The sequence below is a fragment of the Microcoleus sp. B3-A4 genome, from assembly GCF_036705385.1.
Lineage (GTDB): Bacteria > Cyanobacteriota > Cyanobacteriia > Cyanobacteriales > Microcoleaceae > Microcoleus.
Map to the genome: position 1 here is coordinate 1 of NZ_JAUBUI010000030.1, position 13,876 is coordinate 13,876.

Consider the following 13,876-nt stretch of genomic DNA (forward strand, 5'->3'; position numbering starts at 1 on the left):
ACATTAAAGAAGATGAATTAGCCGGGCAAATGTTTGACGATGAATTAGAACTCGCCTACGCCGTAATTGATGGAGTAGAAGCTAGAGGCAAAAGAGGAAACTACAGTACACAACGTATTAAATTTAAGTCCCGTCACCCTACTTAATGTTTTGTTACATACTGGTGATTTTTCCCGCCGACCTACTTACCAGCTTTTGATACTTAAGTCTTTTTTGACCTGAATCCTTACTGAAATACTACAGAAATCTGAGAAAATTAATTAAACTTTATGGCAGTAAAAACATTGTATTCATTGATGAATCAGGATTTGAGGAATTTGAAGGTTGTGTTTGTGCCTGGGCAAAGAGAGGAAAAAAAGTCTATGGTGAAAGACCAGGAAAACGGGGAAAAAGAGAAAACTTAGTAGCAGCAAGGAGAAAAGGAAAGAAGGACTTAATTGCACCAATGCTCTTTATGGGTAGTTTGAATGCAGAAGGATTTGAAGGATGGTTATCTTTATATTTGTTACCAGATTTAACAAGTCCATCTATATTAATTATGGATAATGCACCCATTCATCGTAAGACGGTCATTAGACTATTGGTTGAGTCGGCGGGTCATCAGATAATATTTTTACCAAAATACTCTCCTGACTTAAATGATATTGAGCATGATTTTAGTGCATTAAAGAGAGCTAAAATGTATGCGTCTCCTGGCACATCTCTGGATGAAATTATTCGTGCTTATTGTGCAGAAAAAGTGTCTCATACTTATTTGAAATGACTATAACTTGACATAGTGAGTTCGTAGAGTTATTTATAGTGGGTCAAGTTTAATCGACAAGTAAGCAGACTAAGCTTAGAGTACAACTTATGACTAATTATGAAATTTTTGACGAACCATACTACCTGGCGCAATATCCTTGGGTGAAACCTGCTATTGATGCAGGAATTATAAAATCCGGCAGAGAACACTTTGAAAAATTTGGTCAAGCCGGCGGCCTGACCAAAGTATCGCGTTACTTTGACGAAGAAACCTATCTAGCTCAAAATCCAGATATTGCTCGCTTGGTTCGCAGCCCAAACAATCCAAACGCGCCTTTTGCGTCTGGTTTAGACCAATTTATTCAGTTTGGCTACGAAGAAGGCCGCACCCGCGTATCGCCTGAGTACAACGAAGATTTTTATTTGACAAATAACTCAGAGTTGCAATCGTTCGTTCAGAACGGAACGTTCAAATCAGGCTACCAGCATTTCATTCGATTCGGACTCAAAGACGGTCGTTTTGGGACTTCATTTTTTGAACCGGAATACTTAAAAGAAAACCCCGACATTGTGCCGTTTGTCAACTCGGGAGCCTTGAGAACCGGTCGAGAACATTATTTCAAATTTGGGCAATTTGAGCCTAGTCGCTCCGCTACTTTTGTCGGAAGCCGCGGCGATGATATCCTCACTGGTGTAGGGGTAGGGAATGCCGAATTAATTGGAGTTGAAGTAGGTATCGATCCCCAAGGCAATCGGCAGTATGAAAGCTTTGGAAGTGATGAATCTGATGTCCTGATCGGCGGCCCTGGGAAGGATACATTCGTACTCGGAGTTCCTGCTACCTCCGGTAATCCCACATCCCGTACACTCTATGCGGATATCACCGGTATAGTTACAATTCGGAACTTTGATAAAGACAATGACAAGATCCAGTTGGCAGGCTCACCCGATATCTACACAACAATGGAAGATGCTAACGAGTTCATAATCCTCAGCCCAAGATATGAAACAATTGGTATTATTGAGGGAAAAAATTTATCTAGGTCTACAATTCAGCCACAGGGGGACGGCACTTTCTACCTATTCCTTAAATAACTAGAACCTCGGTTATCTCTTTCTCGGTTAACATGGTAGGGTGCGTTAATAACGCACCCTACTGAACTCAGATTATAGCAGTTGTCAAATTGCTGTCGATAGCGATGGAGTTGTTCTTCTGCTGGCTCAGCTTTTTCTTCGACCGTCAAATACCGAGAACCGTGTTCATCGTGCCAGTATCGAACAGTACCATGACAGAAAGTTAACAACTTTAATTAATTAATGGTACCCTTGAGAAACCTGGTTTCTAAATATCAAAATCATTAAATCCGTAGTAGAAAAACATGGCTAGTTACGCAATTTTTGACGAACAATACTACCTTGCTCAATATCCTTGGGTCAAGCCAGCCATTGATGCAGGAGTTATCAAATCTGGAAGAGAACACTTTGAAAAATTCGGTCAAGCCGGCGGCTTAAGCAAAGTATCGCGGTATTTTGACGAAGCTACTTACCTTGCTGGCAACCCAGACATCGCTGCCTTAGTCCGCACCCCCAACAACCCAAGTGCACCTTTTGCGACGGGTCTAGACCACTTTATCCAATACGGTTACGAAGAAGGTCGCACTCGGGTATCTGCTGAGTATGACGAAGCGTTTTATGTAGCAAATAACCGACAGTTGCAGCCGTTTATTCAGAATGGAACTTTTAAAAATGGCTACCAGCATTTCATTGAATTCGGCATCAAAGACGGTCAGTTTGGGACTTCATTTTTTGAAACGGAATACTTAGGAAAAAACCCCGACATTCTGCCACTTGTCGAATCGGGAGCCTTGAAAACTGGTCGCGAACACTACTTCAAGTTCGGAACTTCCGATCCCAACCGCTCTGCGACTTTTATCGGAACTTCCGGGAATGACATCATTACCGGTGCTGGGGTGGGAAATACCGAATTAATTGGAGTTGAAGTAGGTTATGTTACAAACAGTGATGGCTTTTCCATCCCCGGTCGAAATTATGAAAGTGAGGGCAGTAATGAATTCGATATTCTCACTGGCGGTAGCGGCCGCGATAAATTCCTGCTCGGTGACCTTTTACCAGGCAGTGGTGGTAAGGGATTCAGTTCCCCAACAAGGCTCTATATCGGACCGGGTTTTGCTACTATTCGGAATTTTACCCAAGGTCAGGATAGCATCCAGCTAGCATCAGGTAATTCTGACGGAGAGCCCTTAGATAAATTCTTGGTATTTCCTGTCAACAACAATCGAGATTTAGCTATCGAGACGAACGGCTTGTCAGTCTTGCGTCCAAATGGATCTTCCGAACTTAGTAGCTTTGACAGGATAGCTGTTATTGAAGGTGGCGGAAATCTCAAGTTGAATCAATTACCAGGATCTTCTTTTTCGATACTTTTACTTGGGTAGAAATCTCGCAGCTATTGGGGATTTATCTTTGTCTGCTGGCGAGTACGATCGCACATTCGCAAAAATGGCGATCGTACTGTTGTGTTTGCCCTAAAAATAATAAAACAGGCTTAAAAATAATTAACTTGACATACTGAGTTAGTAGAATTAGTAATAGTGGATCAAGTTTAACCGACAAGTAAGCAGACTAAGCTTGGAGCAAAAATTATGACTAATTATGACATTTTTGACGAACAATACTACCTTTCGCAATATCCATGGCTGAAACCAGCCATTGACGCAGGACTCATCCAATCTGGAAGAGAACACTTTGAAAAATTTGGTCAAGCCGCTGGCCTCACAAAAATATCACGGTATTTTGACGAAGATACTTACCTGGAAGGAAATCCAGACCTCAAACCCTTGATCCGCACCCCCAACAACCCAAACGCGCCTTTTACTACAGGACTAGACCACTTTATTCAATACGGTTACGAACAGGGTCGCAGTCAAGTATCACCTGATTATGACGAAGCGTTTTATCTAGAAAGTAACCGATATGTGCTGCCGTTTATTCAGAATGGAACTTTTAAAAGTGGCTACCAGCATTTCATTCAATTCGGAAGCAGTGCGACTTTTTCCGGAACTTCTGGCAATGACATCCTCAGTGGTTCCGGGGTGGCGTATGTCGAATTAATAGGAGTTGAATTACGTTCCTTACCTGGACAAATCCGAAGCTATGGAATCGATGAATTCGATACTCTCATTGGTGGTAGTAGCCGCGATACGTTCGTGCTCGCGGACGTTCTCCGCTCCAGGTTGGGGGACGCGTTTGCACCCCAGCCGTTCTACGTCGGGCCGGGTTTTGCTACAATTCGGAACTTTACTCAAGGTCAGGATAACATCCAGATCAGTAAGCCCTTAGAAAACATATTGATGTTTCCCATCAACAATAATCGAGATTTAGCTATCCAAACCAGGGGCTATTCCTTCCTTGAAAATGGAGTTACCATAACCGCTCCGTTTGACACAATCGCTGTTATTGAAGGCGGCGGTAATCTCAGATTGAATCAATTATCAACATTGGGAAACGATAGTTTTAGACTTTCACTTGGGTGAAAAGCTAGAAGCTATTGGAAATTTGGCTTGGGCTGTTGTCGGTGCGATCGCACATTCGTAAAAAGGGCGGTCGCACTTTTGTGTTTGCCATAAAAATAATCAAACAGGGTTAACAATAATTAACTTGACCTCGTGAGTTAGTAGAGTAGCGTTATAGTGGGTCAAGTTTAACCCACGAGTAAGCAGACTAAGCTTGGAGAAATAATTATGACAAATTATGACATTTTTGACGAACAATACTATCTGGCGCAATATCCTTGGGTCAAACCAGCCATTGATTCAGGAACTATAAAATCCGGCAGAGAACACTTTGAAAAGTTCGGTCAAGCCCGCGGTCTCACCAAAGTATCGCGTTACTTTGACGAAGAAACCTATCTAGCTCAAAATCTAGATCTTGCTCCCTTTGTTCGCACCGCCAATAATCAAAACGCGCCTTTTGCGTCTGGTTTAGACCAATTTATTCAGTTTGGCTACGAAGAAGGCCGCACCCGCGTATCGCCTGAGTACAACGAAGATTTTTATTTAGCAAATAACCAAGAACTGCTACCACTTGTTCAGAACGGAACTTTCAAAAATGGCTACCAGCACTTCATCAAATTCGGAAATAAAGAGGGCAGATTTGCGACTTCTTTTAGGGAACCCAGATATTTAATCGACAACCCCGACATCTCGCCGTTTGTTGAGTCAGGAGCCTTGAAAACTGGTCGAGAACATTATTTCAAATTTGGGCAATTTGAGCAGAGGCGCTCCGCTACTTTTGTCGGAAGCCCCGGCAATGATATCCTCACAGGCGTTGGTGTGGGGAATGTCCAATTAATTGGAGTTGAAGTAGGCTCCGGGGCGAGTGAAAGTGACGGCAGCAACGAATTCGATACTCTGATTGGCGGTATCGGTCGCGATACATTCGTGTTCGGGGAAGCTTTAATAGGCAGTAGAGGGTTTTTTCGTGGATCTAAAACTTTCTACATTGGGCCGGGTTTTGCTACAATTCGGAACTTTACCCAAGGTCAGGATAGAATCGAACTCGGTGGGTCTTCCTTAGATCCCTACATTCTGGTTCCCACCAACAATAATCGAGATTTAGCAATCCAAACGAACGGCTTGCCCTTCGATCAAAATGGAGTTAGCCAAACCAGCCGCGGTGACACGATCGCGGTTATTGAAGGTGGCGGAAATCTCAAGTTGAATCTATTACCAGAATCGTCTTATCCGAGACTTTTACTTGGATAAAAATCTCGCAGCTATTCGGGATTTGCCTGATTGCTGCTTTCGGTGGGATAATTAATTGGACCCTCAAGAAACCGGGTTCCTCGAATCAACCCGGTTTCTAAGTCTTTAATGCCGATCGCGCGCTAGCTTCAAAACCTCAACCGCATCTTTGTGACCCTCCGAAGACGCCCAAATTAACGCAGTCCAAGTATTATTATCCTTAGCTTTGATATCAGCTCCTTTATCGATTAAAAATTCCACAACTTGAGTGCGCCCGCTACCTGCAGCACTCATCAAAGCCGTCAAACCAAAATTAGTTTTAGCATTCACATCCGCTCCCGCCTCCAGCAAAAGCTGTACAATCTCCGTATGTCCGGCAGCAGCGGCACTCATTAACGGCGTCCACCCGTCATTGTCGTGACTGTTGACATCCGCACCAGCCTCCAGCAATTTTTTGACGATCGCAGAATTGCCAGCCTCAGCCGCAGTCGTCAAAGCCGTCGCACCTTCCTCATCTTTGGCATTGATATCTGCACGCTGTTCGATCGCACTTTCTACAGCCGCAACATCACCCGTCTTGACGGCATCAATTAAATCTGTCATAAATTCTCCCTTGTATCCTCTCAAATATTAAATCCTATGACAGTCGATATTTTAATCCTCTCCAACGGCCCCGGAGAATTGGCAACTTGGGTACGTCCCGCCGTGCAAGCTTTGCGCGAGCAATTGGGAAACGCGGGCACTCAAGCGCGAATCTCTGTGGTGCTGTCCCCCTGTCCGCACGCCACCGGGAAAGAAGCACAAATCGCTTGTTCCTACCCAGAAGTTGACCGAGTTCAAGCACCGGAGCATTTTTTTCCATTCTTATTATCAGGCAAAACTGCTGAAAATTGGGATTGGTATGAAACAGGAGTTGTTTTATTTTTAGGCGGCGATCAATTTTTTACAGTTGTTATTGGCAAAAGGCTAAAATATCGCACTGTTATTTATGCTGAATGGGACGCGCGGTGGTATCGCTGGATTGATAAATTTGCGGCTATGAAACCCGAAGTTTTTGCTAAAATTCCCAAAAAATATGCTAAGAAATTTACAGTTGTCGGAGATTTAATTGCGGAAGTAGGGAAGGGGAAATCGGGCAGGGCGGACACGGGGGCACCGCCCCTACGGAAAATAGAATTAATTGGATTGTTGCCCGGTTCTAAAGCGGCTAAATTAGCTTTAGGTGTACCGTTATGTTTGTCGATCGCCCAATCCATCCACCGCATCCGCCCTGAAACTCGCTTTGTAATTCCCGTTGCTCCTACCATAGATGTGCAAACTCTAGCACGTTTTGCCGACCCTGAACAAAATCCTTGCCTGCATTTATTTGAGAACGCCAGCGCCGAACTTCATTTAACAGAACGGCCGTTTTTGCAGACAGCAAATAACTTGCAAGTAGAACTTTGGACGCAGACGCCCGCCTACGATTTGCTCTCAGAATGCAGCCTCTGTTTAACTACTGTGGGAGCGAATACTGCGGAATTGGGTTCGTTAGCTGTACCGATGATTGTTTTGATTCCGACGCAGCAATTGGATGCGATGAAAGCTTGGGACGGATTGCCGGGATTGCTGGCAAATTTGCCGTTAGTCGGTTCAGCTTTTGCGACTGCGATTAATTGGCTAATCTGGCAATTGGGAAAGGGTAAGCTTTATGCTTGGCCGAATATTTGGGCACAGGAGGAGATTGTGCCGGAGTTAATTGGGAAGCTGGAACCGGAGGTAATAGCTCAATTGGCGATCGACTATTTGAGCCATGCTGAAAAGTTAGCACAAATGGGCGATCGTTTGCGTGCGGTTCGAGGAGAATCGGGGGCGGCGAAAAAAATTGCTGAATTGGTTTGTGAAGAAATTAAGGTGCAATCAAATTCTGAGAAGAATTAGATTTTTTTATTTCTAACCGCAGAGGAACGCGGATCAACGCAGGTTTAATAGACATTAAGTGGTAAAAACAGGCAAAAGAAAACTTATTTTCTCTTGCCTGTTTATTATCCCAAAACTGGATTTGAGATCAAGTTAAGGTCGATCGTGCTTAGCAATCACCCAAACAGCGTGAATGATGCCGGGAATAAAGCCCAAAAACGTGAGAACCAGGTTGATCCAAAAATCAGTACCGATGCCGACCGTCAAAAATACGCCCAACGGGGGAAGAAAAATGGCAGCGACTATGCGAATTAAATTGTTCATCTCAGTTACTCCAAACTACATTTCTCTTTGAATTTAACTTCACTGACCAACCGAACCTTTCCCGAAAAACTTAGGCGGTGCTGCCATAGTGTAAACTTCGGTTTCAGCGGCGATTACCTGCCGCAAGTGACCGGGAACTTGCATCAACCCCAACAGTGTAATTCCGTCGAACATCCGCAACCCGCCAGTTGTTTGCTCGGCGAGTAATTTGTCAGTAGCTTCGGGATCGGGTCGCGTATTTATTTCTTGATTAGAAGCTACGGCAAAACCCCAAGGAGCTCCATAAGTAGAAATAAAGCTGGTGCAGGATTGAACATTGGAAAAAACAGATTTCAGGGTATTTACAATGCGAGCGTGCATTTTCATTTCGGCCGGAGAAACGGGGCCCGCTTGCACTACGAAATATCCGTTAGGTGACATTACGCTGCGAACTTTCTCAAAATACTCTTTGGTAAACAACTGGAAAGATGGGCCTTCTTCAATGGGATCTGACAAGTCAGAAATGACAATATCCCAATCCTTGTCAGTTTTATCTAAATAGTCCAAAGCATCGCCGATTACTACTTCGCAGCGCGGGTCGTCAAAGGCATTTTGGTGCATTTCTGGCAGGTGTTCGCGGCAAGCTTCTACTACTTCGCCGTCAATATCGATCATCACGACTTTTTCAACTGTTTTCCAGCGCAGCACTTCTCTAATTGTAGCTCCTTCTCCGCCGCCGAGAACGAGGACTTTTTTGGGTGAACCGTGACAAATCATGGCTGGGTGTACCAGGGGTTCGTGGTACAGAAACTCGTCGCCTGTACAAGATTGCCACTTACCGTCTAAAACTAAGCCTTTGCCGTAAGTACCGGTCTGAACGACATACATTTCTTGATAGGCTGTTTTCTTGTAAGCGAGCACCGCGATGACGCCGTGAACGTAAATATCCCAAGGGGTAATGTACTCGCTCATCCAAAAATCGGCACGAACTTCGCTACCTGACATCAATTACTCTCCAAATATAAACGGCTGTGTCGATGTTGTCACAAGTAGTAGTTATTAGCACAAAATGGTGCGGGTGTGTGAGTACGATCGACACATTAAAGTGAGATTTCTCAGCAATGCTATAGTGTGATTGCGTTCTGGGAGAGAGCAACGAGCTTGTTACTTGAGATTGCTTGTGCGCGATCGCGCGCCCAGCCGATCGCACTTTTCCCGCCGCCCCGGAGTCGATCGCACTCACATTTAATATTTTCGCTTTGCATTGCCGACGGGTTTTGTACAAAGGTTGTCTGAATCGGGCATTTTTTTGCGCTGGGCCCGCCTTTATAAGTTTGCGATCGCCCTGGTTATTTATCAATAATCGGATGAAAAGCCCACAAATGCGAGTACGGGGAAGAAAAGTAGCGATCGGTTTTAACGAGATTTGTTATTAATATGTTGACATTTTGAATGTATCTTAGATAAGATTTTTAGATCAAGACAACTAAAGGAAGTGTTGAATTTTTCGGACAAAATTGCCGAGGCGAGGGGCGCCGAAATTCTAACTAGGTAAAGGGTGCAATTAAATTTATTAATAAAACTGTTCAGACACTATTTTTAGGTTCAAAATAATAGCCGATGGAACCAAAAGACTGGGAAAACCGAATCAAAGAGCTGGACAAGGAAAATCGAATCCTGCGGAAAAAACTCGAAACTTCGGAAAGCGAACGCAACCAATTAGAAGCCCTTAATCAAAAAAAAGAATCTTTGCTAAAAATAGTCACTGAGGAATTTAGAGAGTCCGAAAATATTTTAAAAGCAAAAATGTCTACACTAGAAAAAGCTCTGGAAGACCAGCAAACAATGCAGCTCAAATTGATCGAAGCCGAAAAGATGTCGGCTTTGGGGATTTTGGTAGCTGGTATCGCCCACGAAATCAACAATCCCGTCAACTTCATCTACGGCAATATTACCTATGTCAATGATTACGCTGGCGACATTTTAAAATTGCTCGCAATGTACCAGGATCGGTATCCCGAAACAGATGCAGAGATTGAAGCTTTTATTGACAAAATTGACCTCAATTTTCTGCGCGAAGATTTGTTGAAAACTCTTTCCTCAATGAAAGTTGGCTCGGAGCGCATCCGTGAAATTGTGCTGACTTTACGCAACTTTGCGCGGGTAGATGAAGCAGAAAAGAAACCAGTTAATATTCACGAAGGAATTGACAGCACCTTGTTAATATTGCAAAATTTAACTAAAGAAAAACCCGGTCATGCGGCTATAAAAATTGTTAAAAATTATGGCCAATTGCCCAAAATTGAATGTTATGCGGGGCAATTAAACCAGGTATTTATGAACATCATTAATAATGCTGTTGATGCCGTGCGGGAGCGAGATCAAAAGCTTTCCATAGGCGAAATAGAAGCCAACCCCAGCCAGATTGTAATTACTACTTCTATTTTTTCCGAAAACTGGACGAGAATTAGCATCAAAGATAACGGTTTGGGAATGAATGAAACTGTAAAAGGGAAAATTTTCAATCCGTTTTTCACCACAAAACCAGTCGGCCACGGGACGGGCTTGGGACTGTCAATTAGCTATCAAATTGTTGTGGACAAACACGGCGGGAGGTTGGAGTGCATATCCGCAATGGGAGAAGGTACTGAATTCGTGATCGAGATTCCGATCGCCAATTCCCGCAGCTAACAGCGATCGATCGAGCTAAACTGAGGGATAATGAAAACTCCCTTTGACCGCGGCTCCTCCTAGTTTGATGTGCAACCCTATGTCTACTGTCACTTTTGGTTTGTCAACCCCTATAGCGGCAGAGGCCGGGGCATCCTACGGCAGCAGCGAACCGCCACAGCGCCCCACCGTGCAAGCAGAGTGGATTGAGGTATTGGTGGACTCTCCTTTCAGGGTTGCGGGGGACTCCCCAGGGGAGGAAAACAAGTTATTTACCTATCGTTTACCTGCGGAACTTACCGTGCAACCAGGGGATATCTTGAGTGTACCCTTTGGCAGTCAACAGGTAGGCGCGATCGCAATTCGGTTCATTTCTCAACTGCCGCCCGACTTAGATCCCACAAGGGTTAAAGATGTCGAAGATGTTGTAAGTACGGGCTTTTTCCCACCTACTTATTGGGAATTGCTCGATCGCACTGCCACCTATTATTGCACACCTTTAATTCAAGTAATTAGAGCCTCGCTGCCGCCCGGTTTGTTAAGCCGTTCCGTGCGCCGAATTCGCTTAATTAAGGGCGCAATTTCTCCGAATGCCGAAACATTTCTCAATCCCGCAGCAAATCAAATTTTGCAATTGCTGCAAGCTCAAAAAAACGGCGATTACACTTGGCAGTACCTCCAGCGCCAAGTTAAGGGAAGTTATCGGGGATTGAAAGATTTATTGAAACGCGGTTGGGTAGAAAGTTATTTAGAACCGCCCCATCCTCCCAAAGCACAACTCAAACCGGCAGTGACATTAATTGCTAGTGCATTTGTCACAGATTTAACCAAGCGGCAACAAGAAGTATTGGAAGTTTTGCGGCGCGGTGGCGGTGAAATGTGGCTCAACGATTTGCTGAGAATTTGCAGTGCGAGTTCTTCGGTTGTCAAAGCTTTGGAGCAAAAAGGTAGCGTTGTTATCGATCAAAGGGAAGTGATCAGGGGCGATCGCGGAATTTCTCAATTGCCCGATGCACCCAAAACTTTAACTCATTTTCAAGCTCAAGCTTTAGCGTTTATTAACTCTTTTTCGGGCTTCCGTCAAGTGCTGCTGCACGGCGTTACAGGTTCCGGGAAAACCGAAGTGTATTTGCAAGCGATCGCCCCCATCTTAGCCAGCGGCAAATCCGCCCTCGTACTCGTTCCCGAAATCGGCCTCACACCGCAACTTACAGACAGATTCCGCGCCCGTTTTGGCGAGCAAATTTGCGTGTACCACAGTGCCCTATCCGACGGCGAACGTTACGATACATGGCGTCAGATGCTGACAGGAACCCCGCAAATTGTCATCGGCACGCGATCGGCTATTTTTGCGCCTTTACCTCACCTCGGCTTAATTATCCTCGATGAAGAACACGACAGCAGCTTCAAACAAGACCAACCAGCCCCCTGCTACCATGCCCGCACCGTTGCCAAATGGCGCGCCGAATTAGAAAATTGTCCCTTAATTTTAGGTTCCGCAACGCCAGCATTAGAGACTTTGGTGGGGACGCGCCGAGATTATTACTCGTTACCAAATATCCATTATTTATCATTGCCCGATCGCATTTATTCCCGCCCGATGCCGCCTGTGGAAATAGTCGATATGCGCCAAGAATTGCGGCAAGGAAACCGCTCAATTTTCAGTGCTTCCCTGCAAAACGCGCTGGAACAATTGCAAGCAAGACAACAGCAAGGTATTCTATTTATACACAGAAGAGGACACAGTACCTTTGTCTCTTGTCGAAGTTGCGGCTATGTGATGGAATGCCCGAACTGCGATGTTTCCCTGTCTTATCACCACGTCGGCGAAGCAAGCGCAGAAATATTGCGCTGTCACTACTGCAACCACACGGAACGACACCCCCAAAACTGCCCGGAATGCAGTTCTCCTTACTTCAAAAACTTTGGCAGCGGCACTCAGCGAGTCGAACAGGAATTAACGAGATTGTTTCCAGAATTGCGGGCAATTCGATTTGACAGCGATACGACTAGAAATAAGGGCGATCACCGCAGATTGTTAACGCAATTTGCTAATGGGGAAGCTGACATTTTGTTGGGTACGCAAATGCTGACGAAAGGGTTAGATTTAGCTGGAGTCACATTGGTAGGAGTTGTGTCTGCTGACGGGTTGCTGAACTTATCGGATTATCGGGCAAGCGAACGAGCTTTTCAAACATTAACTCAAGTCGCGGGCCGTGCAGGCAGAGGCGACGATCCGGGGCGGGTAATTATTCAAACTTACACTCCCGAACACCGGGTAATTCAAGCAGTTAGGCGACACGAATATACAGATTTTGTGGAAACAGAATTAGCAGAAAGAGCGGCACTGAATTATCCACCTTCGGGGCGGCTGGTTTTGTTGCGGTTGAGCAGTGTAGATGCGGCGGAAGTGGCGGTGACGGCGGTACAATTGGCGTCTGTTTGTCAGGAGTATATTGAGCGATTGTCTGTACCGGGGTGTGAGTTGTTGGGGCCTGCACCTGCGACGATTATGCGGGTGGCAAATCGCTATCGGTGGCAGATTTTGCTGAAGTTGCCTTTGGATGAGTCGGTGGATGTGTCGGATTTGATCGGATTGCGCGATCGCACGCCGCGTTCTGTTAGTTTAACTATTGATGTCGATCCGTTGAATTTTGGTTGAGGGTTATTGGTTGGGTGGGGGCGGGTTTTTCTAGATTGTTTGTCAGCCTCAAATATTGTTGGTAAAACCCGCCCCTACAGGGCCATCGTAGGGGCGGGTTTCACCAACCATCTATGGCGGAAACCAACAATCTAATAAACCCGCCCCCGCCCAACGAACAACTGTTTTATGGAAACAAAATTATGAAATACGATCCTAACAAACACCACCGCCGCTCTATTCGCCTGCCAGGATATGATTATAGGACTCCCGGCGCGTATTTTATCACTATTTGCAGTTGGCAGCGCGAATGTTTATTCGGCGAAGTTATTAATGATAAAATGCAATTGAGTCCCTATGGGAAAACTGTTTTATTCAATTGGACCATTCTTCCCAAACGTTACCAAAACGTAGAATTAGACAATTTTATTGTGATGCCAAATCACGTTCATGGAATTATTGTTTTGAAAGGCAGCCCCGAAATAACTTCTACAGAATTAGATAAATTTGGGCAGATAAAATCAAAAATCCATCCTTTGTCGGAAATTGTGCGGGGTTTAAAAACATCTTCGGCGCGGCGAATTAACCAAATGCGATATTTGACAGGCATATCGGTGTGGCAGCGGGGTTATTACGAACATATCATCCGCAATGAAGAATCATTAGTTGCCATTCGTGAATATATTGTTAATAATCCTTTGTTGTGGGGAAAAGATGAATTGTATCCTCATAATTCAGTCAAAATTAATGAATCTAGTCCGCTGGCGATCGAATGGAATGGCAAATCTTATATACAGTCGATAGTCCTCTAATATTATGTCAATCGATTCGTAGGGGCGGGTTTCACCAACCATCT

At 44.7% G+C, this 13,876-nt stretch carries 12 protein-coding genes and 1 pseudogene; 9 read left to right on the forward strand and 4 right to left on the reverse strand.

Going from position 1 to position 13,876, the window contains the following annotated elements; genetic code table 11:
- Window positions 1-220 precede the first annotated feature (220 nt).
- The 5 genes and pseudogenes from QUB33_RS14085 to QUB33_RS14105 all read left to right on the forward strand — a co-directional run.
- Window positions 221-763, forward strand: a pseudogene (locus tag QUB33_RS14085) (transposase); the annotation flags it as partial.
- Window positions 764-852: 89 nt separating this feature from the next.
- Window positions 853-1,839, forward strand: coding sequence for a calcium-binding protein (locus tag QUB33_RS14090; RefSeq protein WP_333351248.1), 987 nt, complete (start codon window positions 853-855; stop codon window positions 1,837-1,839).
- Between the two features lie 284 nt (window positions 1,840-2,123).
- Window positions 2,124-3,200: a calcium-binding protein gene (locus QUB33_RS14095; protein WP_333351249.1), complete on the forward strand. Its 1,077-nt coding sequence runs from the start codon at window positions 2,124-2,126 to the stop codon at window positions 3,198-3,200.
- A gap of 207 nt (window positions 3,201-3,407) precedes the next feature.
- Window positions 3,408-4,298, forward strand: a complete 891-nt coding sequence (locus tag QUB33_RS14100) for a calcium-binding protein (protein WP_333351250.1) — start codon at window positions 3,408-3,410, stop codon at window positions 4,296-4,298.
- Window positions 4,299-4,505: 207 nt separating this feature from the next.
- Window positions 4,506-5,528, forward strand: coding sequence for a calcium-binding protein (locus QUB33_RS14105; RefSeq protein ID WP_333351251.1), 1,023 nt, complete (start codon window positions 4,506-4,508; stop codon window positions 5,526-5,528).
- 105 nt (window positions 5,529-5,633) lie between these two features.
- Here the strand turns inward: QUB33_RS14105 and QUB33_RS14110 are convergent, their stop codons facing one another.
- Entirely contained in the window at window positions 5,634-6,110 is a 477-nt protein-coding gene (locus QUB33_RS14110; protein WP_333351252.1) for an ankyrin repeat domain-containing protein, read from the reverse strand.
- 36 nt (window positions 6,111-6,146) lie between these two features.
- Between QUB33_RS14110 and QUB33_RS14115 the strand changes: the two genes are divergently transcribed.
- Entirely contained in the window at window positions 6,147-7,427 is a 1,281-nt protein-coding gene (locus tag QUB33_RS14115; protein ID WP_333351253.1) for a lipid-A-disaccharide synthase, read from the forward strand.
- 132 nt (window positions 7,428-7,559) lie between these two features.
- On the opposite strand, the gene QUB33_RS14120 is transcribed toward QUB33_RS14115, so the two are convergent.
- The 3 genes from QUB33_RS14120 to QUB33_RS14130 are packed head-to-tail and all read right to left on the reverse strand — an operon-like array spanning window position 7,560 to window position 8,994.
- The gene (locus tag QUB33_RS14120; protein ID WP_333063209.1) at window positions 7,560-7,730 is read right to left on the reverse strand and encodes a YqaE/Pmp3 family membrane protein; all 171 of its coding nucleotides are present in this window, start codon (window positions 7,728-7,730) and stop codon (window positions 7,560-7,562) included.
- A gap of 39 nt (window positions 7,731-7,769) precedes the next feature.
- Window positions 7,770-8,714 (reverse strand): fused MFS/spermidine synthase, encoded by a 945-nt coding sequence (locus QUB33_RS14125; RefSeq protein WP_333351254.1) that lies wholly within the window; start codon window positions 8,712-8,714, stop codon window positions 7,770-7,772.
- Entirely contained in the window at window positions 8,704-8,994 is a 291-nt protein-coding gene (locus QUB33_RS14130; protein ID WP_333351255.1) for a hypothetical protein, read from the reverse strand. Before QUB33_RS14130 ends, QUB33_RS14125 begins: the two co-directional genes overlap by 11 nt.
- Before the next feature lie 335 nt (window positions 8,995-9,329).
- On the opposite strand from QUB33_RS14130, the gene QUB33_RS14135 reads away from it, so the two are divergent.
- The 3 genes from QUB33_RS14135 to QUB33_RS14145 all read left to right on the forward strand — a co-directional run bounded on the left by QUB33_RS14135 (window position 9,330) and on the right by QUB33_RS14145 (window position 13,832).
- Window positions 9,330-10,400, forward strand: a complete 1,071-nt coding sequence (locus tag QUB33_RS14135; protein ID WP_333351256.1) for an ATP-binding protein — start codon at window positions 9,330-9,332, stop codon at window positions 10,398-10,400.
- Window positions 10,401-10,479: 79 nt separating this feature from the next.
- Window positions 10,480-13,041 carry a primosomal protein N' gene (priA, locus tag QUB33_RS14140; RefSeq protein WP_333351257.1) on the forward strand — a complete coding sequence of 854 codons (2,562 nt, stop codon included), beginning with the start codon at window positions 10,480-10,482 and terminating at the stop codon, window positions 13,039-13,041.
- A 182-nt stretch (window positions 13,042-13,223) separates the two neighbouring features.
- Complete coding sequence (locus tag QUB33_RS14145) at window positions 13,224-13,832, forward strand: transposase (protein ID WP_333351258.1); 609 nt, start codon at window positions 13,224-13,226, stop codon at window positions 13,830-13,832.
- The last annotated feature ends 44 nt before the right edge of the window (window positions 13,833-13,876 follow it).

Excerpts from the sequence above, each read along its gene's own strand:
- QUB33_RS14135 (WP_333351256.1), top strand. The coding sequence starts at position 9,330 with ATGGAACCAAAAGACTGGGAAAACCGAATCAAAGAGCTGGACAAGGAA.
- QUB33_RS14090 (WP_333351248.1), top strand. The coding sequence starts at position 853 with ATGACTAATTATGAAATTTTTGACGAACCATACTACCTGGCGCAATAT.
- QUB33_RS14100 (WP_333351250.1), top strand. The coding sequence starts at position 3,408 with ATGACTAATTATGACATTTTTGACGAACAATACTACCTTTCGCAATAT.
- QUB33_RS14105 (WP_333351251.1), top strand. The coding sequence starts at position 4,506 with ATGACAAATTATGACATTTTTGACGAACAATACTATCTGGCGCAATAT.
- QUB33_RS14145 (WP_333351258.1), top strand. The coding sequence starts at position 13,224 with ATGAAATACGATCCTAACAAACACCACCGCCGCTCTATTCGCCTGCCA.
- QUB33_RS14120 (WP_333063209.1), bottom strand. The coding sequence starts at position 7,730 with ATGAACAATTTAATTCGCATAGTCGCTGCCATTTTTCTTCCCCCGTTG.
- QUB33_RS14125 (WP_333351254.1), bottom strand. The coding sequence starts at position 8,714 with ATGTCAGGTAGCGAAGTTCGTGCCGATTTTTGGATGAGCGAGTACATT.
- QUB33_RS14110 (WP_333351252.1), bottom strand. The coding sequence starts at position 6,110 with ATGACAGATTTAATTGATGCCGTCAAGACGGGTGATGTTGCGGCTGTA.
- QUB33_RS14115 (WP_333351253.1), top strand. The coding sequence starts at position 6,147 with ATGACAGTCGATATTTTAATCCTCTCCAACGGCCCCGGAGAATTGGCA.
- priA (WP_333351257.1), top strand. The coding sequence starts at position 10,480 with ATGTCTACTGTCACTTTTGGTTTGTCAACCCCTATAGCGGCAGAGGCC.
- QUB33_RS14095 (WP_333351249.1), top strand. The coding sequence starts at position 2,124 with ATGGCTAGTTACGCAATTTTTGACGAACAATACTACCTTGCTCAATAT.